The 26,459-nt window shown below is 38.9% G+C and carries 15 protein-coding genes; 7 read left to right on the top strand and 8 right to left on the bottom strand.

Going from position 1 to position 26,459, the window contains the following annotated elements:
• Positions 1-10: 10 nt before the first annotated feature.
• Both R3E32_26175 and R3E32_26170 read right to left on the bottom strand, forming a co-directional pair.
• Positions 11-6,160 carry an AAA family ATPase gene (locus R3E32_26175; GenBank protein MEZ4888244.1) on the bottom strand — a complete coding sequence of 2,050 codons (6,150 nt, stop codon included), beginning with the start codon at positions 6,158-6,160 and terminating at the stop codon, positions 11-13.
• Between the two features lie 117 nt (positions 6,161-6,277).
• On the bottom strand, positions 6,278-7,429 hold the full coding sequence (locus R3E32_26170; GenBank protein ID MEZ4888243.1) for an ATP-binding protein: 1,152 nt from the start codon (positions 7,427-7,429) through the stop codon (positions 6,278-6,280).
• A 218-nt stretch (positions 7,430-7,647) separates the two neighbouring features.
• On the opposite strand from R3E32_26170, the gene R3E32_26165 reads away from it, so the two are divergent.
• Genes R3E32_26165 through R3E32_26140 form a run of 6 tightly spaced genes read left to right on the top strand, consistent with a single transcriptional unit; the run spans position 7,648 to position 12,633 of the window.
• The gene (locus R3E32_26165) at positions 7,648-9,666 is read left to right on the top strand and encodes a BatA domain-containing protein (protein ID MEZ4888242.1); all 2,019 of its coding nucleotides are present in this window, start codon (positions 7,648-7,650) and stop codon (positions 9,664-9,666) included.
• A complete protein-coding gene (locus R3E32_26160) occupies positions 9,654-10,583 on the top strand; it encodes a hypothetical protein (protein ID MEZ4888241.1) in 930 nt (309 codons plus the stop codon). Before R3E32_26165 ends, R3E32_26160 begins: the two co-directional genes overlap by 13 nt.
• Entirely contained in the window at positions 10,580-11,260 is a 681-nt protein-coding gene (locus tag R3E32_26155; GenBank protein ID MEZ4888240.1) for an ATP-binding cassette domain-containing protein, read from the top strand. The genes R3E32_26160 and R3E32_26155 overlap by 4 nt, the downstream gene beginning before the upstream one ends.
• Positions 11,261-11,286: 26 nt before the next feature.
• A complete protein-coding gene (locus tag R3E32_26150) occupies positions 11,287-11,844 on the top strand; it encodes an RNA polymerase sigma factor (GenBank protein ID MEZ4888239.1) in 558 nt (185 codons plus the stop codon).
• A 33-nt stretch (positions 11,845-11,877) separates the two neighbouring features.
• Positions 11,878-12,180 (top strand): hypothetical protein, encoded by a 303-nt coding sequence (locus R3E32_26145; GenBank protein MEZ4888238.1) that lies wholly within the window; start codon positions 11,878-11,880, stop codon positions 12,178-12,180.
• Positions 12,181-12,183: 3 nt separating this feature from the next.
• Positions 12,184-12,633 (top strand): hypothetical protein, encoded by a 450-nt coding sequence (locus R3E32_26140; protein MEZ4888237.1) that lies wholly within the window; start codon positions 12,184-12,186, stop codon positions 12,631-12,633.
• A 133-nt stretch (positions 12,634-12,766) separates the two neighbouring features.
• Here the strand turns inward: R3E32_26140 and R3E32_26135 are convergent, their stop codons facing one another.
• From R3E32_26135 to R3E32_26120, 4 genes are all read right to left on the bottom strand, one after another.
• Positions 12,767-13,405, bottom strand: coding sequence for a carbonic anhydrase (locus tag R3E32_26135; protein MEZ4888236.1), 639 nt, complete (start codon positions 13,403-13,405; stop codon positions 12,767-12,769).
• A 186-nt stretch (positions 13,406-13,591) separates the two neighbouring features.
• Positions 13,592-15,199: a SulP family inorganic anion transporter gene (locus R3E32_26130; GenBank protein ID MEZ4888235.1), complete on the bottom strand. Its 1,608-nt coding sequence runs from the start codon at positions 15,197-15,199 to the stop codon at positions 13,592-13,594.
• A gap of 891 nt (positions 15,200-16,090) precedes the next feature.
• Entirely contained in the window at positions 16,091-17,659 is a 1,569-nt protein-coding gene (locus R3E32_26125) for a family 10 glycosylhydrolase (protein MEZ4888234.1), read from the bottom strand.
• A gap of 139 nt (positions 17,660-17,798) precedes the next feature.
• On the bottom strand, positions 17,799-21,287 hold the full coding sequence (locus R3E32_26120) for a choice-of-anchor J domain-containing protein (protein MEZ4888233.1): 3,489 nt from the start codon (positions 21,285-21,287) through the stop codon (positions 17,799-17,801).
• A 224-nt stretch (positions 21,288-21,511) separates the two neighbouring features.
• Here R3E32_26120 and R3E32_26115 point away from each other — a divergent pair, with 224 nt between their 5' ends.
• Positions 21,512-23,116, top strand: coding sequence for an FAD-binding oxidoreductase (locus tag R3E32_26115; protein ID MEZ4888232.1), 1,605 nt, complete (start codon positions 21,512-21,514; stop codon positions 23,114-23,116).
• 109 nt (positions 23,117-23,225) lie between these two features.
• On the opposite strand, the gene R3E32_26110 is transcribed toward R3E32_26115, so the two are convergent.
• The gene (locus R3E32_26110) at positions 23,226-23,507 is read right to left on the bottom strand and encodes a hypothetical protein (protein ID MEZ4888231.1); all 282 of its coding nucleotides are present in this window, start codon (positions 23,505-23,507) and stop codon (positions 23,226-23,228) included.
• A gap of 44 nt (positions 23,508-23,551) precedes the next feature.
• Positions 23,552-26,239: a DUF5916 domain-containing protein gene (locus R3E32_26105; GenBank protein ID MEZ4888230.1), complete on the bottom strand. Its 2,688-nt coding sequence runs from the start codon at positions 26,237-26,239 to the stop codon at positions 23,552-23,554.
• Between the last annotated feature and the right edge of the window lie 220 nt (positions 26,240-26,459).

Raw genomic sequence — 26,459 nt, 5'->3', positions numbered from 1 at the left:
ATGATTATTCCTAATTACCTTCTAGCCATTTTTTGATTTTAGCCATTTCTATTGCAGTTAGTTTTTTGAATTCACGGTAAAGAGTTGGAATTTTGTCTAAATGCTTCAACTGAAATGTGTATTCATCTATCTGCAAAATAATTACCTCTAAATCTGTTAAGTCAATCAATTGAATGGTTGATTTGATGTTGTGAGCTTCACTATACAAACTATCCCAATCTTCATTGGCGATTGCCTGTTCCATTCTTTGAAATGTAGTGGGAATTTGATTCAAAAAAAGTTGTAAAACTTCCCTTATCGCTATCTGATTTCCTCCCATTCTTTCAGTAATTGTAGAAAGATAGGTATTGGTTTCTTGTTTTATAGGTGTATTTCCCTGAATGTCTTGCTGAAAAATACTTCTAAGATGAGAAACCAATAAATTGGGATTGAATGGTTTACTCATATAGGCATGAATCTTTAAGTTCTTAGCCTCATTTCGTTCTTCTTCGGCGGTAGCTGCTGTAAGTACAATCACTGGCGTATGCTGATTTCGGTGTCCTTCAGTATGTTGAATGGTTTCAACAAAGTCAATACCATTTCCATCTGGCAAACGTACATCTGCTAATAGACAATCAAAGGTTATTTCTTGCATTTTCTGGTGAGCTTCTGCAATGTTATCCGCCAAATCCAATTGAAAACCATATTTGCCCAACAGCTTGATAGCATATAATTGATTGATTTTATTATCTTCAAGAATTAATATCTTCTTATCCCCCCAATTATCTGACATTTCTTTTACTTCAATCGTTTTATTTTTCTCTGCTTGTATATGTTCGTCAGAAGCCAACAAAAATGAAAGTTCAACAATAAAAGTGCTTCCAACTCCTAATTTGCTTTCTACTTTAATATTGCCGTTCATCAACAATACTAATTGTTTTACGATACTCAGCCCAAGGCCTGTTCCTTCATAATGAGAGCCATCCTTGTCAATCACTTGATCAAAACTACTGAAAATTTGCTCAATTTTATTTTCTGCAATCCCAATACCTGTATCTCTGATTTCAAATTGAACTCGTATTTCCTGCTCTGTTTTTTGAAGTAGCTTGGCAACCAGAGATACTTGGCCTTTTGGGGTAAATTTGATGGCGTTGTTCAAAAGGTTTATCAAAACCTGATAAGTTCTAACCTTATCCCCTACTACAAATTCAGAAAGCTGTATCTCAGATTTAAACAGTAGCTTCAATCCTTTTTCTTGTGCCTTTGTTTGCAGCAGCATCTGCAAATCTCTAAGTAATTGGGAAAGAGAAAAAAGTTTGTTGACAATTTTTAATTTCCCAACATTTATTTTGGCAATATCAAGTAAATCATTGATAATAATGAGCAAATTATCAGCAGAATTTTTAACTACTTCAACATAATTTTTCTGTTCTGCATTGAGGTCTGTGTCCAACAATAGGTTAGTCATCCCTGTAATACCGTTCAATGGAGTCCGAAATTCATGACTCACATTGGAAAAGAATTGTTCTTTATTCTCCAAACGCCGCTGAATCAATTGACGTTGTTCTTCAATTTTTACATTCTGTTGCTCAATTGCTGCTTTTTGTTTTTGAATCTCTTGTGTCCGTTCAGTTACTTTCTGCTCCAAGTTGTCGTATAGAATAGCATTATTGAGCGATATTGCTGCCTGATTGGCTAAAAGATTCAACAGGTCTACTCGACTTTTTGTAAATACATTACTTGCCTGATTATTTTCTAAATACAACACTCCCAATAACTTACCTTGATTAAGGATAGGAGTACACAATATAGATTTGGGGTGATTTAACCGTATGTAAATACAATTGGCAAACTCCTCACTCGTGACAGCATCATCTATAACAATAGTTTGATGGCTTCTTGAAACATAGTAGGCTATTTTGTCAGAAAGAATTTGCTTGGAATTGTCTGTATTCTCTACCAAATGAGAGTCAATCAACAAAATACCGTCTTCCATTTCGTAATAATCAGAAGGATTTGAAGGAGGCTGGTAGTTGTAAGCAACTTCAATGTAGAGTGATTTACCCTTTGATAGCATAAAAAATCCTCGCTCCGCACCTGCATTTTCCGTAATGATTTGCATCATTTGCAGCATAAGCCGTTGAAGGTTTACTTCTCTTGAGAGAGTCTGCGATGCTTTCACAAAGCTTTGTATATCAAACGAATCAAAACTGCCCGAAGAAGATGTCGTGATGGTATTTTCGGAAGAAGCGAACAAAGGCATTTTTTCAAAATAATGTGGGAACTCTCTCCTCAAATTAATAGACAAAGCATCTGCTCCCCATCTACGGTAACTTTCATAAGCCCCTTGCATGTACATTCTCAACAAATGTTTCTCTCCTCTCTGTTGGAAATATCTTCCTGCCAATTCATAAGCCAATGCTTCTTCTTGTACATATTGATTTTTGAAGGCTAGGTCAATGGCCAAATCATAATGAATTCGAGCTTTTTCGGTATTTTCCAATATTCTAAAACACTCTGCTTCTACTAAGTAATATTTATGTAGAAAGTTCATTGGAGCAGAATCAGCCCATTTTTTCATTTTTCGCTGATTCATCTCTACTTGCTTGAGTACCTCATTTTGTTTTGACTTTGACAATTGGTGGTAGCATCCCAAATAGGCTAGGGAATTGTAGAAATGATATAGTGGAACAATTGGCGTACTAATTGCAGCCTCCAAATATTCCTTCATCTTATCTGTACTTTCGAGTGCTTGTTCGTATTTTCTAAAATAAAGTGCCAACTGTGCATCGAAAAGATAATGTGTACATAGCGCATTTATATCATTGTTATCTTCAAAAATAGGCAACATTTCATTTTGATGATAAAAAAGCCCTGTCAGTTTTTCTGGACTTTTCAGTGGCATGCTCAAATTTTGAAGTACCTGTTTGAGCATCACAACTAAGTACAAAACTCTTGTTTGCTTGAGTTCTTTTATCCATTCAATATGGTTTTCCGTTTCAATTTGCAATGTCTCAATAGGTGAACCCGCTACAAAACCATGTGATAGGTGAAAAAATGCAATTAGACTTGCCATTTCTACATCACCATCTTTGATAGCTATTTTTGAAGCTTTTTTGAGGGGTTGAATGCTTTTTCTTAGATGCTCTTTCCATGGTATAATCATTTGATTGACAACCATAAGAGTACGCGCCCTATATGCGGGATACTTGTATTTGTCCATTAATTCAAGTGCTAACCGACCAAATTCATATCCTTTTTCAATTTTCCCCAGTACACCACAAAGTATAATACCATAAGCAGAATAAGCAAAAGGGGCAAATCTACTATTTCCATATTTCGTGGATAGATGTACCATTTGCATAATGAGCAAAGGCATCAAATTGGGTTTTGACCAATAAGCTGCCGTTGCAGTAGGTCCCAATACTTCCATTGCGGCCAATAAACGCTGATTTTTCATTTCGGGATGATCGAGGAGAGAGGCAGTTGGATATGACATCAAGCGTATCTGTGACCGAATGACATTAAAAATTATTTGAACTTGATTAGGGTTAGCAGGAAATTTAAACCCCAATTCTTGCAAGACCGTTTCTCCAAGATTTACTGCGTTTATTAGTTGGTTGTCTTTTATATAAGATTGTATCTGAATATTACGTACTCTAATGGTATCTGTTACGATTTCCACTTTGGACAATACCGTAGAAATCAATTTTTGAGCAATCTCACTGTTATTGCTCATATAAGCCGCCTCTGTTGCAGATTCGTAGAGGTCTATTGTCATTTCATAATTGTTCTCAAAAGCATTTGTATCTAAAATATTAACAGCATTTTGTAAGTAAGTATGTGCTGCTTGATAAGCAGCCGAAGCTCTTGCTTTTTTTCCTGCAATGAGGTTCAATTGAGCAAGCTCATCTTTATCATTTCGGTCTATTACAAAGTATTTTCCGATATTTAAGTGCTTAACTATTTCAAAGATTTGCTCGGTAAGAATTTTGTTATTTACCAGTATCTCAGGAGCATTTTGCTTTGCTTTTTTGAGCAGTAAGCTACCAATTCTAAAGTGTGTATGTTGCTTATCACTATTGTCAATAAAGGAGTAGAAAGCATTTTGAATATGATCGTGTGCAAATTGATACACGACTTCCTTTGAAGAAGGTCTATTTACATTGAAATAGAGATACACATTAATTGGTAGAATCAGTCCATCAAGGATGGCTGGCAATAATTTTTCAATAATTACATCGTCTGGTTCATTTTCAGATAGAATTGAAAGCGTGGCAACGTCAAAAGTGCTACCAATACAAGCCGCTAATTGAAGCGTTTCTAAGGTGATTTTTGGCATTTTTTTCACTTTCTTCAACATCAGTTCCACAACATTATCTGTGAAATCCTGCTGATAAATTACCTTTAAATCACCTTCCCACTCCCTTGTATTACTGTTGAATGTTAAAAGTCCCTCTTCATACAGTACCGTCAAAAATTGTCGTACAAAAAAGGCATTACCCCTTGTCTTTTCATACACTAAAATTGCTAACCTCTTAGAAAAATGTTCCTCTGACCTCAAGGTCTCACTGACCAATAACTGAACTTGATCAAGCGTGAGGTTTCTGAGCAAAATGCTGTTAATGGATTTTCGTTCTCGTTGCCCCAATACATCATCTATCTCATTGATTGTAATAGAGAAAGGATGATTTTTTGGTGTTTCATTATTTCGATAAGCACCTATGAAAAGTATATATTGCCCCTTAGAATTGGTCATTATGCTTTTCAATAAATCGAGCGATGCTTCGTCTGCCCATTGCCAATCGTCAATAAACAACACCAATGGATGTTGTTGTTGTGCAATGGCTACTATGAATTTTTGCAGTACATAATTGAAGCGATTCTGGGCTTCAATACCTGTAAGTTTTTGTAGTTCAGGTTGTTCTCCAATAATAAGTTGCAAATTAGGCATCAATCCAATGAGTAATTTACCTAAATCGCCTACTGCTTCTAATATTAGATTTCTCCAATAAATAATGTCCTTCGAATTTTCTGAGAGAAGTAGTTTTACAAAACCATTAAAAGCTTGAATAAAGCCATGGTAAGGTTCATCTCTCTGAAATTGGTCAAATTTTCCTTCAATGAACAATCCTCTTTTTCCTACAATAGATTTGTGAATTTCGTGAATCAAAGCAGATTTTCCGACACCAGAATCACCACCTACTAAGAGTATTTCTTTTTTGCCAGCACAAATTTTCTCAAATGCATAAAGCAATTCTTCTGTTTCTGCTTTCCTGCCATATAATTTTTGAGGTATTTCAAAATTGTAGGAATAATCATTTTGAGCCAATTGAAAAGGTAAAATCATTCCATGCTTTTGATATTCTTCCAAACATATTTTCAAATCTTGCTGCAATCCGTAAGCGGATTGATAGCGATCTTCTGCGTTCTTTGACAATAGTTTAAGAATAATATCTGATATGATTTCTGGAATATCTTCACGAATAAGATGTGGAGCATTAGGGACCTTAGATATGTGAGCATGAATCATTTGCATAGAATCCTCATGATCAAAAGGTAACTCTGATGTAATCAGTCTGTAAAGCGTTACACCCAAAGAATAAATATCTGTCCGATAATCAACAATACGGTTCATCCGTCCTGTTTGTTCGGGAGAAATATAGGCAAGTGTCCCTTCCAGTTTTTCTGGATTTCCTAAGTGTCGGGTTTTTAAATTCACTTTGGTCGAAATACCAAAGTCTATAAGATTCACTTTCTCACATTTATCATCAATCAACACATTGTTATTGTTGATGTCCTTATGAATAATTCCTTTTTGATGAAGTTTTGTGAGGATAGTTGCCAATTGAATAGCAATATCTAAAAAAGAAGCAATGCTGGGACGTTTGTCTTTAAAGGCCTTTTGAAGTGTCTTCCCTTCAATGTACTCCAGTATGATTCCATATTTATTATCAGTTGTAAATAAGTCATAAGCTTTCCTAACACCTTCAATATCAATATTTTTCAGAAAATTATATTCATTCTGAAATTGAGCTATTTTGTCCGCATTAGGATACTCCTCTGTAAGTACCTTCAGTATTGCAGGCGTTGGGTATGCTCCAGTTGTATAAAGGTAAATGTTTGATTTATTACCTTTATGCAGTAACTGTTTGTAAGTATGGGCTTGAATTAAGGTCATCTAACACTGGTTCTATCATCTAAGCTAGCATATATGATGCCAATTTTGCCAAAAGATAAGGATATATTGCCTATTAATAGCGCATAAAACCCCCACAGTTAGTTCGTTTTTATAATGTTAATTTTCTATATTTGATCTTTTTGGTTGCTTTATAGGCAAAGTAATCAAAAAACTAGTTCCATTTCCTATCTCACTCTCCACTTCAATCGTACCGTTATGCTTGTTTATGATGTCTTTGACAATTGACAATCCCAATCCTGTCCCCTTTCCGACATCTTTGGTAGTATAGAAAGGCTCAAATATATGTTCCTGTACACCTGTACCCATTCCCCTTCCCGTATCTTTGATTTTGATTGTGATTACATAGTCCGAACCTTCTACCAACACCGTAGCAGTGTTGATAAATATCTGCCCTTTGCCTTCGATAGCATGAATAGCATTAGACAAAATATTCATAAACACTTGATTGAGTTTTCCAGGATAACACTCTATTTGCCGAATAGCTTGGTAATCTTTGTGTACTTCAATTCGGTACTTGTATTGATCTTTGAGAATAATGAGCGTAGCTTCTAACAATTCATGGACATCTGCAATGTGAAGCACATCTTTATCCAACCGAGAGAATATACGCAAGCCTTTCACGATTTCAGCAGTTCTTTTTGCACCACTTTCAACAGCCTTTAGAAGTTCGGTTGTTTCATCAATTAATTCCTCATAATAAACTTCCTTTTTCAACTCTCGAATTTCTACAAGCTTTTCTGTCACATTGTCACCTGATATTTCATCGTATTTATTGATAACCACTAAAATCTCATCAATATTTTGATTCAAGGCTTCTACCCCCGAAGAAATAAAGGTAATAGGGTTGTTGATTTCATGGGCAATTCCAGCACTCAGTTGCCCCAATGATGCCATTTTTTCTGAATTTATCAATTGTCCTTGTGTCCTTTGCAGCTTAAGTAGCGTATCCTCAAGTTTTTCTTTCTGTGCTTCTAATGCCTGATTTTTAGTCGCTAATCTTTTTTCTTGTTGCACAAGGTCTTGGTTTACCTTTTGGATATACTGCTGCTGTTCTTTGAGTTCTTCAATCGTCTTATTCAAAATCTGAATTGCGATTGTCTTGTCTTTCAGCGTTATATCTAATTGCCTTTCTGCATTAGCGACAATTATATCTACTTCATGAGCCACCTTCACCAACTGCTGTCGGCTGTGCTCATTCATCGGTATATCCGTTAATAATTGTAACAGGGTTTCAATTGGAGAATGCATGGGTTCTTTGGTTAATTAGGCAAGGGGCTTGGTATAAAATTCAAATAATTTGGAAATAAAAATAGTGCTTAATAATAAGATTGCCTAATTTTTCTGTCCAATATCCGTTTTATTTGAATTTCATCAATTACTTAAATTTTGTTAAGTAGTTCTATCTTGTGCCACTAAAACAAAATCAACCGAACTTGGTTGTTTAAATTTACTATTTTTGCACTTATATGGAATTTGTATATCCCACATTTTTATACGCATTGGCTGCATTGGCCATCCCCATCATCATCCACCTTTTCAACTTTCGCAGGTTCAAAAAGGTGTACTTTACCAATGTACGTTTTTTGAAGGAGGTCAAAGAAGAAACTGCTTCCCGCAACAAATTGAAGCATCTATTGATTTTGCTCAGTCGTTTGTTGGCGTTGGCATTTCTCGTATTGGCTTTTGCACAACCTTTTATACCCAATACCAATTCAGAATTTGTACAAGGAACGAAGGCCGTCAGCATTTTTCTCGACAACTCTTACAGCATGGAAGCCGAAAGTAGTGACGTATCACTGTTTGAAAAGGCAAAATTGAAGGCCAGAGAAATCGTAGAGTCTTATGGTGTTGAAGACCGCTTTCAGATCATTACCAACGACTTTGAAGGTAAACACCAAAGGATGTTGAACAAAGACGAATTTTTGAGTTATTTGGAAGAAATTGAAGTTTCGCCCAATGTGCAGAACCTTTCAGAGGTCATTAGCCGACAAAAGCAAGCTATGTCTTTGGAAAGTGCGGCACAAAACAATGTTTTTTTGGTGTCCGATTTTCAGAAAAACATTGTGGACATTGCAGCCGATTCGAGCATCAACACCTATTTAATTCCCCTTCAATCTGCCGAACAGCGCAATGTATATGTGGACTCGATTTGGTTTGAATCGCCGATTCGGATGCTGAATACCGTCAACAAACTCTTGGTTCGCCTCAACAATACAGGAGAAGCAGAGGTAGAAAATTCTCAATTGACCTTGAAAATCAACGACCAAATCAAGGCTCTAAACAACTTCACCATTGGCGCAAAATCGCAGTTGGTGGACACCGTAAGTTTCACCATCACACAAACAGGCTGGCACAATTCCGAGTTGAGTATTTCGGATTATCCTATCAATTTTGACGATACCTATTATTTCACCTTTGATGTTGCAGAAAACATCAAGGTATTGGCAATCAACCAATCAGGAGTCAATCCTTATCTCAATGCTCTATTCAAAGGCAGCAGTGAATTTGATTTTCAAAATCAATCTTATAGCCAATTGGATTATGACAAATTGCCTCAAAATCAACTCATCATCCTCAATCAACTGCAAAGTATTTCTTCGGGTTTGGCTTCAAAATTACAGCAATATGTGGAAGAAGGTGGTAGTATATTGGTATTTCCATCAGATGATATAGATTTGACGAGTTACAATAATTTTTTGAAGGCAGTTGGAGCGAATACTTTTACAGCGGTCAATCGGGAACAACGCCAAATAGATTTTATCAATACACAACAGGAAATCTTCAACGATGTATTTGAAAAAATTCCTCGAAATATAGATTTGCCTTTCGCTCGTTTGAGTTATGATATGACGAGTTTTTCCAATACAGATGAAGAAATTGTATTGAAATTCAAGGGCGGACGCAGTTTTTTGAGCAAATACAATGTGGGGAGCGGCAAAGTGTATGTGGCTTCGGCTTCACTGAATATCAAACAAAACAACCTGCCTTCGCACGCTATTTTTGTGCCAATGCTTTACAAAATCGCCTTGCTCGGTAGCAAATCAATGCAGTTGGCTTATACGATTGGCAAGGATGAAGTCATTGAAGTGGCGACCAAAGTTTCGATTGGGGAAACGCCTTTCAAGCTAAAAGGAGAAACAGAAGAATTCATCCCTGGACAAAGGGTTGTCGGTTCCAACTTGCTATTAACTCTCAACAATGCTTTAAAAAATGCAGGCATTTATGAGATTTATATGCAAGAAAATCAACCACTTTCCTACTTGGGCTTCAACTTCAATAGACAGGAATCTATCTTGGATTATTGGACTGAAAAGGAATTGAAAGACCAATTTACAGGCAAAAACATGCAAGTATTGGATGCCGCTTCAATTGGTACAACCGTAGTGAATCTGGATAAGGGCAAAGAATACTGGAAGATTTGTTTGATGTTGGTCTTGTTGTTTTTGGCGATTGAAATATTGCTATTGAGGTTATGGAAAAGTTGATGGCTCATTATTTCCTCCTTCAATACCGACGACTTTACCGACACCTACAAGCCGCAGGAATTCAACCTTATATCGGTATAATCGGAATCGTTCTCATCTTTTTCGCCCTTTCTGAAATACTGTTTCAAAAGTTGCAATATGCGGCTTATCTCTATCCATTTGTTGCAGTCAGTATGGTCAATTTATTGGGAGGAATAGAGCGGAATGCTTTTTTGAAAAATTGCTTTTCCATTGCAAATTACAAAAAAATCAGACTGGTAGAAAACCTCATTGCAGCCACTCCTTTTTTCATCTTCTTGATTTACAAACAACAATATGTCATTGCATTGAGCATTTACCCTCTTGGAGTTAGTCTTTCTTTCTTCAACCAAATCAACCGTTTTCGCATAGTCATTCCTACACCATTCTACAAATACCCTTTTGAATTTACGGTGGGTTTTCGTCAATACTATTGGCTATTTGGCATAACGTATTTAATTGCAGGCATTTCGGTCATTGTAGGTAATTTCAATATCAGCATTTTCACCCTATTATTTATCTTTCTGAGTTGTTTGAGTTTTTACGGTAAACCAGAACCTGAATTTTATGTATGGATTCATGCAGCGAAACCCACCTCTTTTTTGAAGCAGAAAGTGAAAATTGCAGTCCTATACAGCCTCGTTTTAAGTTTGCCACTTTTCGCTTTGTTGATGTTTTTTTACCCAGAAAATATCCAGATTATCCTGCTCGTTGAAGTGCTCGGAACCATGTATCTGCTCACTTTTCTATTGGGAAAATATGCGTATTATCCCTCCGAAATCAACTTAATTCCAGGTTTTTTGATTACAATAAGTATCTTCATGCCCCCTTTTTTAGTAATCGTCATTCCATTTCTTTACTTTCGAGCCAAACGAAACCTTCAATCTATTTTGACATGATCGAACTCCAATCTCTACGCAAATCTTATGGCAATAAACCTATTTTGAAGGGCATTGACCTCACTTTCCAACGGGGTGAAATCAATGGCATTGTAGGAGAAAATGGAGCGGGGAAAACCACGCTTTTTAAGTGCATTGCAGGTTTAGAAGAGTTTGAAGGAAAGATAAGTTACGACAATGGAATTTTGAAGAACACCTTGGGTTTTCTGCCTACGAATCCGTTTTTTTTGTCCAAAATCACAGGCTATGAATACCTTCAATTGGTCTGCAATGCCAGAAATGTAGTGGTTGAAAATTGGGACAACAACAATATTTTTGACCTACCTCTGAATCAATACGCCGATACCTATTCTACGGGTATGAGGAAAAAACTGGCAATTACAGGCACTTTACTTCAAAAAAATGAGGTCTTTATCCTCGACGAACCCTTCAATGGTGTGGACATTCAAAGCAATATGGTAATTCAGGAAGTTTTGAAGAAATTGAAGGAACTCAACAAAATCGTTCTCCTTTCCTCCCACATTTTCTCAACTTTGAGTGAAACCTGTGATTTTTTACACCACCTAAAAGAAGGAAATATAGTGCGAAGTGTGTCTAAAGATGACTTTAAAATGGTAGAAGAAGGATTGACCGATAGAGGGATTGGAAGTAAAATTGAGAAACTTCAACTTCAATAAACAGGAATTTTCATTTTTAACACACAATGGAGGAACATAAGCAGCTACTGCAAGCGATAGCCAAAGGAGATGACAATGCCTTTCAAAAACTATATTCAGCCTTTAGTTCAAAGATTTACAATACGGCTATTGGTTATGTTCAAAATCAAGAAGATGCCGAAGAAATTTTGCAGGATGTGTTTGTAAAAATCCACCGAAACGCTGCAAAATTTGAAGGCAAATCCGCTGTTAGCACTTGGATTTATAGAATTGCAGTCAATACTTCACTTAATTTTTTGAGGAAAAAAAAATACCTTAAGCTGCTGAGTTTTGCAGAGGTAAAAACGGATGTCCCAGATTTTGAACACCCAGGAATATTGATGGAAAACAAGGAGAAAGCCAAAATACTTTTCAAAGCAATTGACTCATTGCCGACCAATCAAAAAACTGCTTTTATTCTCAGTTTTGTAGAAGGTTTGCCCCGACAAGAAGTGGCAGATATCATGGAAAATTCATTGAAGGCAACTGAATCTTTACTGCAAAGAGCAAAAAAAAATTTGAGGCAAAAACTAGATTCTTTTTACCCAAACCGAAGGAAAAATTAGCAACTGATTGTCTAAAAATAAAACCTATACAACATGAGCAAAGAAAAGGAAAAATGGAAGGATGCGGTTCTCAATAGCCTTGAAGGAATCAAAAGGGCTGAACCCAATGCAGTTCTATTTGAGAAGATAACCCAAAGAATAGAAAGGAACGGTTCTCCAAGCCAAATTGTACCTATGAATAGGGTCAAAATGGCAGCAGCTGCGGCAATACTCCTGCTTGCCTTGAATGTTTTTTCCATCACCAACTACTTCAAAACAAATAAGTCAATCCAAACAGAAAATACTATCTATCAGGACGTTCCAAGTCTTATTTCTAACTACAATCTGTATGATTAACCCATGAGACAACTACAATTCTACAAAATTGCTCTACTTGCGCTTGTTTTCTTAAATATTGGAACCATTGCATTTATGGCCTTAAGCCCCCATCCTCCTCACTCCAACAGAGGCGGAAATCGTCATTCCTTTCTGCAAGAAACCATCCAAATATTGGACTTAGATGCCGAACAAGAAATCCTATTCAAAGAATCGGCCAACGCACACAACCAACAAGTACGGGTGATTGAAAAGCAACAAGCAGAGGCAACAAGGCAATATTTCACCACCATTTTGGAAGCTAATGATACACTCAAAGATTCCTTAATGCTCCAATTGCAGCAATTGGAGCAGAGTAAAATTGTACTGACTTACAAACATTTTGAAGAGGTGAAGTCGATTTTGAAACCCGAGCAACAAAATAACTTTCAAGCTTTTTTAGACAAAGCATTGCAGATACTTCTGATTAAGTAATGGTAAAAAATAACGGTTCACCGAAGACTTTAGAGGTATAAGGTATTTGAAAACCTGTGTTTCCTTGGAAGGAAGCTCCAAAAGTCGTAGCGAAAAGCCTATATGAGCCGTTATTTTTTCACCATTGCTAACTCTATTTTTCGATTTCGTCTAGGTGATAAATTTGCATAATATTTTCTAGTAATTTATCAAAATCAATCTTCAAGTCAATCAGTTTGCCACTATGAATGTCAAACACCCATCCATGAACAGTGATGCCTCGATCTCGGTAAGCAATCTGTACGTCTGCTGTTTTTAGCACATTGATACATTGCTCTTGCACATTCAATTCTACCAATCTTTTATAACGTACTTCTTCGTCTGTAATCGCATTGAGTTCATCTGCGTGTATGCGGTATACATCTCGGATATTTCTCAACCACGGGTTCAAAATACCCAAATCTTTAGACTCCATTGCTGCTTTGACTCCTCCACAGTAGTAATGTCCACAAACGACTACATGATCGACTTTGATGTGCGAAACAGCATAATTGATGACCGACATAGAACTCAAATCCAGATTTGAAACCATGTTGGCAATGTTGCGGTGCACAAAAACTTCTCCAGGGCCTGCGCCCATCAAATCTTCGGCAGTCACTCGGCTATCCGAACAACCAATGTATAATATATCTGGATTTTGACCTTTCGACAAGTCATTGAAGTAATTGGAATCAACTCCTAATTTAGATTTGACCCACGCTTCGTTGTTCTTAAAAATTTGTTGTATGTTCATTTTTTTTAATTGATTATTAGTTAATGAATAATTTATTTTAGGACGAGAGAACTAGGATGTAAGAAACAGGGACTTAGTTTATTGATAGTCAATGATTATTAACTAACCACATCAATGAATTAAAATTTTGATTATCATTTTTTTATATCTTACTCCCTACTTATTTCATACAAAGTTCAAATTTTATTAGATAGTAGGTACATCAACTTCAACAGGCTTGAGGTGATTTTTGATAATAGACGGGCCACCTAATTGCCCTTCGTATGCACCTTTCAGAATATTGATATCAATATTCCTATTGGATGCGTTCTCTCTAAAATCTATGACCATTTCTTTGATGTCTTCGTCTATATAAGTACAATCTCTTACGTCTATTTCTACAGAGGCATTATCAGGAATTCGCTTCAAAGCATCAAGTAGACTGGCTTTGTTCAAGAAAGTCATTTCTTGCGAAAACTTGATGTGAATAACCTCATTCTCTTTGTACTTGGTTTCATCAAAGAAATAAGAACTTCTGAAATTAGCATATAAAATGAACAAAATAGCAACACCCAGGCCTATCGCTATACCCATCAGTAAATCAGTGAGTACAATCGCTAAAATGGTGATAACAAACGGAGCAAACTGTGTGTATCCTTTTGCCCACATTTCTTTGAAGTAAGCTGGTTTCGCCAATTTGTATCCGACCAAAAGAAGTATTGCAGCCAAAGAAGCCAAAGGGATCATATTGAGAACCAAAGGAATAGCAAGTACACAAAGCATAAGGATGATACCGTGATAAATAGCCGCCATTTTGGTTTTACCTCCCGATTGAATATTAGCACTACTTCTCACAATTACCTGAGTGACAGGCAATCCTCCGATAAGTCCACTGACAATATTACCGACTCCTTGCGCCTTCAATTCTCGATTAGTTGGGGTAATGCGTTTGTAAGGGTCGAGTTTATCCGTTGCCTCCACACAAAGCAAGGTTTCGAGGCTGGCAACTACTGCAATCGTTGCACCTACGACCCAAACTTGTGGATTGACAATTGCAGTAAAATCGGGTAAGGTAAACAAGCTAGGCAATGCCGACAGACTTTCAAGAACAGGAATTTGTACCAAATGGTCGGCGTAAATACCCAGCGTTTCATGGTTTCCTAAGAACACCGTGTAAAGAATACCCAATACAACAACTACCAATGGGCCTTGTATGATTTTGAAAATAGGAATTTTCTTAATGAAATTTTGTTCCCAAAGAATCAATATAAACAAAGAAACAGCTGCTACAATAGTTGGCCCAATATTAATATAACCCAAAAAGTGAAACAACTCAGAAATGGTATTTTCACCATCGGGCTGTGTAAAAGTATACGAACCTTCATAATCCAAATCGTAGCCAAAAGCATGTGGTATTTGCTTCAAAATAATCAATACACCGATACCAGCTAACATACCTTTAATCACACTATTAGGAAAATAATACCCAATCAGCCCAGCTCTCAAATATCCCAAAACGACTTGTAAAATACCTCCAATAACCACTGCCAATAAAAACACTTCAAATGCGCCAAGGTCTTGAATAGCAGTCAAAACAATCACTGCGAGCCCCGCAGCGGGACCACTCACACCTAATTGACTCCCACTTAATGAGCCTACAACAATACCACCTACAACACCTGCTATAAGTCCAGAAAATAGCGGTGCACCAGAAGCCAATGCAATTCCCAAACACAAAGGAAGTGCCACAAGGAAAACAATTATACCTGCGGGTAAATCTGATTTCCAAGTTGAAAAAATATGATTAACTTTCATTTTATTTATGATTGATTTTTTTTTTAAAAATATACTAATTTCACAATAAGCGAACAAAATTTAGCATTGCAAATTGTTTAAAATTAAATATGCATCAATATCAGCATGTACGCTAATCAGTAAATCAAAATTTTAATTGTTAAGATAAATAAGAATAACTACTTAAACATCCAATCTTTTAGATTTTTTTAAATTATTACAATGTGATTATTTTGATTAGTCAATGCTTTAAACCATGTAAATGATTTAATTTCGCAAAGTGACATACATACTGTATGTAGTATATCTTATTAGTAGATAAAAAGAATAGAGATCAATAATCAGTCACTAATTTGACCAACTATTATCTATTATAGACTAACAATCCCACAAAATTATGGATATTAATAAAGGATTTTTGCTAAAAACACTATGGTCGATTTCAACAAAAGAAAACAAACATAGGCCGTGGCGGGGGAGTTGCCACTTCTGGATGATGAATAGATATAGTTTTTTCTGATAGTAGAATAGCTAAAATTCGCTTAGAAAGGTTGTACTTAATCGAACTAAAAAGGCAGTATTCCTTCTGATTCGACTTTTCTTTAACCGTTTTTTCTTCTTCTATTTCATTGATTTCATAAAAAGCAAATGACCGAGATGAAGCATAATTATAAATAAGAATTGGACTTACCCACAATAGAGCTATACAAGCTATTGATAAAATAGCTTTCCAGTAAGAAGTATATGTTAGGTCTTGCTTCAAATCGAATATTTGTTCTTTCAATCACTCTCAACAAAGGATCAATAAGAAAGTTTATTTTTATTTAGTTATTTTTTCTTGTTTTTCTTCAAATAAGTATTGATAACCAGCATTTTTTGAAGATACTTGCAGAAATATTTTTTATTAATCCATCACTTTAACTTCTTCGCCTTCCCATTCTTCAACTGCACACTCATGACTTTACTAGACACACTCTCACTGTGTTGCCGATTTACTGCCGTCACTGTATAGGTATAAGTGCGGTTATTGTAGGTTGTTAAATCTTCAAACAACATTTTTTTGTGTGTCTTGCCAAAAGGAGTCAAAGCCAAAATATCCTTTCCGTTCTTCAAATCAGGCTTTCGCTTGCCGTCCACCCGATAAACCACAAAATAATACGGAAGCGGCTCCTTCTTTTTCACCTTGTATTTCCACGACAAAGCTACCGAATTTTTACCACTTCCCTTGATTTTCTTCAAATCAGGCGTTTTCGGTTGGCGAATATTGAGGTAAATCATTTCAGGAATCAGTGTTGGATAATTGTAGTAGCGTTGCCCCAACGAATCCGCTACACCCAAAGGATTTTTCAATAACTGAGAAGAACTAAAGTGAATACTCCCCTTACTCATCACCGATTTTCGGCTCATGCGTATCTGTTTAGGAATCTCATCAGCTTCCAGCCAGTTCTTATCCATATTATCATTCACCTTATACACTCCATGTCCAATATACAAATGTTTGCCATGCGTTCTAAATCGCCACCAATCCAATAATTTTTCGTAATCCGCAGGCGCATAACCGATACTCCAATACAATTGAGGAGCCACATAATCAATCCAACCTTTGTCCAACCAACCCAAAATATCGGCATATAAATCATCATAACTCGTATAACCCGCTCTTGTATCCGAGCCAGCAGGATCATTGCTTTTGTTGCGCCAAACCCCAAACGGACTAATACCAAACTTTACATAAGGCTTCAATGCTTTGATTTGTTTTGACAACTGAGCAATCAACAAATCCACATTATTGCGCCTCCAATCGGCAATATTGGAGAACTTCGTTCCAAAACGGGCAAATTCAGAGGCATCAGGAAACTCCACACCATCCTCTTTGTAGGGATAAAAATAATCGTCAAAATGAATGGCATCCACATCATAATTTTTGACCACCTCCCCCACGACTTCACCCAAATGCTGGCGAACTTGCGGCAATGCAGGATTGAGGTAATACCGTCCACCATATTCCACACACCAATCGGGATGCTGATTCAACACATGATTAAAAGCTAACTTACTCTTATCCAAATCCATAGACAAGCGATAAGGATTCATCCATGCGTGAAATTCCATGTTACGCTTATGCGTTTCTTCAATCATAAACTGCAAAGGATCATAGTTCGGATTCGGGCCTCTACCCTGTTGCCCAGTCAAATATTCGGACCAAGGCACCAGTTTAGAAGGGTAAAAAGAATCACCCGAAGGTCGAATCTGTACAATAACCGCATTCAAACCCATCCGCTGATGTTGGTCCAAAATTGAAGTCCATTCTGCCTTTTGGTAGGTACTCGACATACCCATCCTCGAAGGATAATCAATATTTTTGACCGTTGCCACCCACACCGCCCGAAACTCTCGTTTTGGGGCAATCGTCTGAGATTGAAGAGATAAAGAAAAGAAAAGAAAGAAAAGGGAAATCTGTATGGTTCTTTGAGCTTTCATAGCCGAAAGATAAGGATTTTCAAAAATAAAAATTAAATTTGGTGAATTTTTAGAATTTGTCAACTTGAAAAATCCATAACAAAGAATAATTGTACACACCGATTCAACTTATTTTCTCTATTCAAACAGCCATGAAGTACTAATACCTAACCTCCTCAATCCCAATCACACTCGCATTTGGCACATACAAATTATAATCCGCCACCGTCACCCCTCTATCCATATTGACATCACTCGCAGAATAAGCATTGATACCCGCCAATTCAGAAGTAAACAAATTAAAATCGTCCACATTCACCACCCCATCGCTATTGAAATCCCCTGCAAACAAACCATAAGTGTTGCCGTTCGCCAAAAGCTGCAATTGGTTCGTACCCATCACATTATTAGGCAAAGTAAAATCATAAGGAATCGAGTTTTGGAGGTTGGTGGCAATGGAAGACATGACCGCCAAATGATGCCGGGTTCGCACAACGACAAAGTAATTTTCATTCGCTTCAATGTTGAAAAAATTAATTCCATTCGTCTGACCATCTACATCCACCACCAAACCATTTTGCAGCAAAATACCCGCCCGACTTGCTACAATTTGGTTCTTACTATTGGCATCTCGCAACTCCACCAAAACCCAATCCACTGCATCCGAAGGCAAGGCAGTGAGCGACTCCGAACCATTGTAGTTCCACGGAGTTTGATTGAAAGGTTGTTGAAGCGGAATCAGACTGCGGAAAGCATCGCCTACCTGCATTTGAAGGGTTGAAGAATTGTAAACACCTTCCAGCCAAAGTTTTGCACGAAGGGTAACAGGCGTGACTCCTTGAACCAATATGTTGTCCAAATACAAGGCATTGCCAAAACCTCCCACGTTCTCAAACATCAAATCCACCATCTGCCCATCAAAAGCCGATAAATCCACTGTTTCCATGCGCCAATCATTGCAGTCCAAAGGCACAAAATTTCCCGAATTGTCGTCCGTAACAGTTGCCAAATCCGAACCTGATTTGTTGTAAACCACCGTATTATTACCATTACAATCCACTACATAGACCTTCAAACCATCGTACAAACTGGCATTGAATCGCGCATAAGCTATGTCAAAAGTCAAACTACTACTCGAAAAATCGGTCAAATCCAATTCGTGAATCAATTGATCGCTTGTATTTGTATTCTCTTCAAAACGGTTGTTGATACGCATAACTTGCTCATTGCAAACATCACCCACTGCAATTTTCCACGCCACGCCATCCGCATCACTGTTTACAATCTGCCAATCGTCTGTATTTCCTTCAAAATTTTCACTAAAAAAAGCAGATGGTTCTTCCGTCAAATTGGCATCATAAGGAAACGCATCCTCCAAATCCACCGTACCATCGCCATCACTGTCCACCGTTTTGAGGTGTTGCAGCAAATCGGTGAGGGCATTGGGCGTATTTTGAGGCGAAGGCAAAGCAGCCTGATTTAAGCTGTTTTCGCCATGGCAAGAACTACACACCCGCACCTCCCCTTTTTTGAAACTTAGCCAAACCCGTTCACGCACCACCGCATCGCCTTCCTCATCCGTCAATTGCCAACTCAAAGACCGACCCGCAGGCACCAAAGCCGCTATCGAACCATCATCTGCAACTACTACACTTCCAATTGGTCCCATACTGCTAGGGTTATAGTGTATAGCCGTTGCATCGTGAAGCGGTTGGGCAATCACCCGACGACCAGGATTGGGCGTATTAATGCCACCAATTCCACGCACTTGATCACCTTGAAAAATCTGAAAATACGCCACATCATATATCAAATCCCCTCCCTCAAAATCGCTCGCAGTCGTTTGAGTAGTGCTACCAAACACCTTCAAATTGAAAGGTTGCTGAAGGTCGGCATCGTCACGACTCGTCACATTGCGGCTCACAATCAATGCCAAATTGTTCTTTTCCAAAAAACTTTTGAAATTCGCCACCTCCACATTTTCGGCTGCAAAAACATTGGCTTCAATGCTCGGCAAATTTTCGGCAGTTGCAGTGGGTTTGATACGCACCCGCACTTCCACAGGAAATGTTTCCCACAAGTCACCATTGTATTGTACCAGATTATCGGGGTCATAAAAAGACACCGCTTTGGTAATTGGTTCTGCAAACAAAGCCGTATCTGCCACCCAATACCCATTTTCTTCCTTCAAAACCTTCAATCGAAAATCATAGCGGCTTTCGGTAAAAGGCGCAGTTCCCTCTTCTTCATCATAGCGTGTTTCGGAAGTATGTACTGCAATGAGCGTACCATCAGACAAAACCAAAGGATTACGGTACAAGCCTGAATGATTGTCGGAAGGTGTGTCGCTAGGGCTGCTGGTGTCAGGATGGGTGAGGTCGACCACTTGAATCAAATCGGCTGCCATTGAAGGAGGAGCAGACAATTTCACCAATTGCCCAGCCGCATGGGTGCCAAATTCTCCAGCGTTTGTACCGTAGTAAGTCCCTACGTTGGTTGGGCTTTCGACAATGTGAAACAAATTGATAATCGAATTGGGGTTGGTCGAAATTTGGGTGTAATGATCGCCAAGAGAAGGGTCATTGTTAAAACTCGGTTCAAAATAACTCATCAGTTCGTGTCGCCCAATGTGGTTCAAAGTTTCCAATTCTGTGCCATCTTCGTTCAGTTGCCACGGCTGAAACACATTGATTCGCAAACCATTTTCGTGAGCCTGCAGCAAATCGGTGCGAACAGGGCGAGGTTCTGGAAAATACTCATTCGTGGTATTTATTTTGGTCGCATCTGCACATTCATCGCTATAATCAAACGTCCCATAAGTCGTTCCTTCAACTGCATCACCATCTGCTTGCTGATCTCGCTGCAAATGGTCCCAACGGGTGAATACAATGCGTCCATAACTGTCAATCATGGGCGTAAAATCTCCTGAAGGTGCATGGGTCAATAACTGCAATGTGTTTTCACAACCATAAGGATCGAGTCGCCATAGTCCTGTCACGGTTGGTGAAGATTCGTATTCATCGTGTTGTGGATAAAGATGTCGCTGCCCATTTCGGGTACGATCGGAAGTAAAAATGATGCGGTCGTCTGTTCCATAAATTGGGGTAATGTTGTTGTAGTTCTCAGGTTGATTGGGAACTTTGGTAATTACAGGAGTATCGTTTTTACCGAGTCCCGTAATTTCATAAATTTGCCAATAGTAGGTTTCCCAAACATACCGCTGTGTTGCATGACCCATGACCATGCTAAAAAGAGCTTTTTCGCCATCCCAATGAACGTGTGGATCACGCACTGCAATGGAAGTTGCGCCTTGCTGGAACGCATTCCCAAAACCATCTCCTGCATTGCCGTAGCCTGCTGTTTGGGTCAGGTTTTTCAATGTTCCATCGGGATACCATATCCACAAATCCCCTCCTCTTGGTGCACTTTGTACACTTCCTATGTGATTGCCAAAAGTGGACATGAGTGTCAAAAAATCATCAGGTTGTGGCACTTGCGTACAAAAAATAATAGGATTAAGCAGGCTTGTTTCTTGAGCGGCAACTTTTGAAGGAAATGCAGTGAGTAAAAGCAGACAAATATTTACAAAAGTCAAGACAGTTTTGAAAGGATTTTGAAAGGATTTTATTGAAGTAGCAGATGTTTCCATAGTTGATGGATTGTTTTTGATTCAAAGGTTTCTCAATTTGTTTAATGAATTGAAGGAGGAAATTGTTACCACTTGAGAGGTTTTTTTGTGATTTTTTTGTGGCTCTTTAGATGAAATAGGAAAGTAGATTTGGAAAGTGAGTTGTTAAGGTTTAACAGGATTTGGAAGTGGATTTTCTATCTTTATCCCTACAAACAATTTACGAGCAAAAAGAATACAACAATATGCAAACACGGAGTTTTTGGGGATGGGGCTACGATGAATATGAAATACCCAAAGAAGTTATTGTAGCCACTAAACAAAGCCTACAAATGGCTTTCGACATCCGAGAATTGGAGGAAATCGAACCGCCTAAATTGGAGGATTTACAATTGCGAAAGCCAAGATTTGCGCTGCCCGAAGATTTGCAGGGCATTTGTACGGATGCGACTTACGACCGAGCAGCACACAGTTATGGCAAGTCATTTCGGGATATTTGGCGGGGGCTGCATGGCCAATTTCACAATCCTCCAGATTATGTTGCCTATCCAAAAGACGAAGCAGAATTGAAGGAGGTCATGGATTTTGCGAGCCAAAACGACATCGCTTTGATACCCTTTGGCGGTGGGTCGAGTGTGGTTGGAGGTGTTGAACCTACCGAATCGGAAGATTTTCGTGGAGTGATTACCTTAGATATGAAACACTTCGATCAAGTTTTGGAGATTGACCACCATAGTCGATGCGCTCGGATTCAAGCAGGGATTTTTGGCCCTGCATTGGAGGCGGCTTTGAAGCCACACGGTTTGACGATGCGGCATTATCCCCAAAGTTTTGAGTTTTCGACTTTGGGAGGATGGATTGCTACGAGGTCGGGCGGACATTTCGCCACGCTTTACACCCACATTGACGAGTTTGTGCAAGGCGTGAGAATGTTGACTCCAAATGGGGTTTGGGAAACAAGACGTTTGCCAGGTTCTGGTGCTGGACCGAGTGAGGAACGTTTGATTTGTGGCTCGGAGGGCGTTTTTGGAGTGATTACCGAGGCATGGGTGCGGCTGCAAACGATTCCAACTTTCAAAAAAACTGTAACCGTTCATTTTGATGACTTTATGAAAGCATCGGAGGCTTGTCGTCAGTTGGCTCAAACGGGTTTGAATCCAACGAATGCCCGATTAATTAGCCCTTTTGAAGCCTTCTTCAATGGTTTGGGAAGCGGCAAAGACAGCGTGTTGATTGTGGGTTTTGAGTCGCATCACCACGATGTCAGCGAAAAAATGCAATTGGCTTTGGAGGTTTGCGGAAAATGTGGTGGTAATTGGAAAGATACTCCGAAAAAAACCGAGCTAGCTACTTCAAAATCTGCAACCAATCAAAAGGCCAATGCTTGGAAAGCCTCATTTTTGCGTGCGCCCTATATGCGGGATGAATTGATGCGTTTTGGGTTGATTTTGGAGACTTTTGAAACGGCGGTGACTTGGGATCAGTTTGAAGTTTTTCACAAGGCGGTAGAAAAGGCTGCTCGTGATGCGGTGAAGGAACATTGTGGTGTGGGTCTAGTGACTTGCCGTTTCACACACCTCTACACAGACGGCCCTGCGCCTTATTACACCGTCATGGCGAAAGGCAAAAAAGGGCAGGAAATGGCGCAATGGGATGCCATCAAAGCGGCTGTTTCGCAAGCGATCATTGACAATGGCGGTACAATTACCCACCATCATGCAGTCGGCAAAGACCATGCGCCTTATTACAAGCAGCAACAGAGTGAACCGTTTGAGCGGATTTTGAAGGGCATCAAGGCAGTGGTGGACGAAAAAGGGGTTATGAATCCTGGGGTGTTGTTTGGGGAATAGAATTGAACACAGCGACACAAAGGCACAGAGGTTTTTAAGTAAAAAGACTGACTACTTGCTGCCCTAAAAACCTTTGGGCTTTTCCTGGGTAATCGTTCCATCGGGTAGTTCATAATAGACGATTCCGTTTTTGCCGAATACTTCGGTAATACCTCCGAATCACATCTTCATCTGGAATATGATGTCCGCCCTTCAATACCCTTGCACGAACCCGTTGAATACAAGTTTCTGGGGAATCCAAGAAAATATACACCAAACTGATTTGATACCCTTGTGCTTTCACCCTTTGCACTACCTTCAATAAGCAATTTCCCGACAAAGTAGATTCTACCACAAGGCAGAGATTTGTCTTTGGTGAACTACTCGGCAAAGGTGGTTTTCCCTGCTCCATTTGCGCCTCTGATGATGGTGAGGTGGTTCATAATGGGAATGAATTTACTTCAAAAACCGATAGGTAAACTTCAATAAAAATGTATTCCTTGCACTTACATCGAACAAGTTGCTGGTCAATTTGCCAAAACTTCGATCGGTCAAAGTAGGGTTATCTCCACGGTTTTGTGACCACACCAAAAAGATAGTAGAACCTGGAATGTACTCCCAACGAGCCACAAAATTGGAGCGAAATTCAAGGTAATTGAAGTCAGGATTCCCAAAAGTATAGTCTGTTGTTCCGTCTTGATTTTCATCTACAACAAACTCTTCGTCTTCCGAATTGAAGTTGATTTCAGAAGGCGCAAATGTATAGAATCGGTTGCTGATGTCTGTCGCTAAATTATCGGTAATGCGTTTGAAGTCCGTATATTCTCCTTTTGAAATAAAGGGTTGTCCCCAAAACTGCAAAGTCAGGTTGGGTAAAATCGTGTAGTCCACTCTTGTCGTCAAACTGTAGGTATCTTGATTTACTTTTGCAGTTATGTATCGAACATCATTTCCATAGTCGACATTATCAACGTATTGTGTTTCTCTTACATTTTTGCCATACGAAGGACCTACCGAAATTTTGAGGGCATGAATGGGTTGATAATTCAGGTTCATACTCAATCCTGCACCAGAAATACTGCCATCATAAGAGCCATTTTTGTTCCATTCAATGCTCAGTTGCAGCTTTTTGCGTTGGTTGGTATTCAGATACCCCCACCAATTCATACCTGGTGACATGCGTAGATAAGGCCCTCCACGCAATTGCCTGTCACTTTTCCAATAATTTTCGAGGTAAATGCCCATACCTGCACTCCAAAAGTTTTTGAAGTTGGCGTGTGCATTGATATTGTTTGCTTGATAATTGAAAGTGCCGCCCATGTCCCAACCAAACCAGTGATTGTAGTTGAAGCGGATGTCGTAAAAAATGCCGAAGGGTTCGGTGATGCGGTATCCTGCCCAGAGAAAATGAATAAAATAGTCGCTATTTTGTTGAAAACCTATGTCATTCATCTCCAAAGAGGGCGAACGCCAAGTCAATCCGCCTTCATAAACCAAATCGCCTCCCACTTTTCCGAGCCTCAATGTGCCTGCCGTTCCTGTCATAGAAGTGCGGGTTGTGTCAATTTCAATGTAATCTGCATCAGGACGTTGGAAGTTGTGGATAAAAGATTCTTGAGTTTCTGTAATGGACTCTGTACTGCCATTGACATAACTCCCCAGCAAATTTCCTGAAATATAGCGAGATTGGTCTTTCCATCGGTGAATGAAATCCACTCCTCCTGTGTAGGCATTTTTTCGCAAAAAATTCAACTCGGAGTATTGGTCTATATTACTGCGATTCACTGCCGTAAAAATTCCTCCAATCTGACTGTTGCGCTCATTGAAGTCCTGCGCTACCCGTGCCACAAAATAATTTGTTAGTGGTTCTACCACCGTTTTGGTCTGTTCATCATCATTCGGCAAAGCGATCGTTGCCTCCTCTTTTGAAGTCACGCTCTCCAAAATGCCGATTGAAAGTCCTTTTTTGGTTTTTCCAGACAATTTAGCTGCGCCAATGATGGAAGTTTGCACAGGCTGATTGATATAGGCATCATCGTCCACATCGGGATAGTGATGGGGAGAACGGCCAATTCTGCGAGAATAAAAAAGATTGTCGCTGCTATAAGGGCCATCTGCTTGTGCGGGGGTGAGTTGGTAATCGAAAATGTTTCTACCTTCAATGAAAAAGGGGCGACGCTCTTGAAAAAACACCGCAAAACCGTCAATATTGACCACTGAAGGGTCGGCTTCAACTTGCCCAAAATCGGGATTGACAGTAAAATCAAGGGTCAAATCACTGGTTACTCCAATTTTGCCATTCAAACCCACATCCACATTGGAGTCGCTGCCTGTTGCAAAAGGATTACCCTCTTCTTTTTCAAAAGTTTCTGTTTGTGCGAGGATATACGGTTCGAGTTCGATTTGTTTTTGGGGTTTGATGCCTTCCAAACCGTGTAATTCACCAAAACGATGCACCCAACCCGATTCATTCAGAGGAACATACTGCCATGTTGAGCGTTCTTCTGCCCTGAATACCCGCCGAGTAGATTGCAGACCCCATACTTGTACCTCTTTGTTGGCAAAACGAAGTTGACTCAATGGAATTTTCACCTCTGCTGTCCAGCCTTTGTCGTCTATTGCAGTTTTGGTGTACCATATTGGGTCCCAACTTCCATCCCAATTGTTGCCATTGTTGGTGACGGCTTCATCTCCTTTTACACCTGAAACGCTGATAGTGAACGAAAAAGCCGTTTGTTTATCGAAATAGCTGTCAATGTTGATTTCTACCCAATCTCCTTCAAAACCATCTCGGCGAGACATCCGCCGCACGATTTTTTCGGGGTCGTCAAAACAGCGATAGGCAAAGTAAATGTACTTATCATCGTATAACACTTTGAATTGGGTTTGAGCCGTTGGGGCTTTGGCATTATAGGGTTTCCACTGTACATAATCCCCCGTCCATTCAACGGTTTCCCAACAGGCTTCATCAAATTTTCCATCAATGGTAGGTGATGCTCCTTCAATTCGTTTGGTGGTGTAAATGCGTTTTTCTTCACTTATTTTCGGTAGTGTATCGTTGTCTGATTCTGCAACCGTTTGAGCTTGAATAGTAAATGGTAAGAAAAAGAAGACTGAAAAGAATAATTGTAATGTTCGTTTCATAGCATACCTACTTGTTAATTGATGAAAGGCTTCTGACGTTAAAAATTACCCGCTTATGAGGTATAAGTTCATTTGAGGATTACCTTAGAACTGCTATTTTAGGCAAGATAGTTCACTTTGAAGATACATTAAATGGGCTTTAACTTTTTTTAACGGGATGTAAAAAATTTGGTAAAAATGAAAAGCATGTTTATTTTACAGTTTTGCAGTTTTACACTTT

The sequence above is a fragment of the Chitinophagales bacterium genome, assembly GCA_041392475.1.
Lineage (GTDB): Bacteria > Bacteroidota > Bacteroidia > Chitinophagales > UBA2359 > JAUHXA01.
This window is presented reverse-complemented; position numbering and strand designations above follow the sequence as displayed.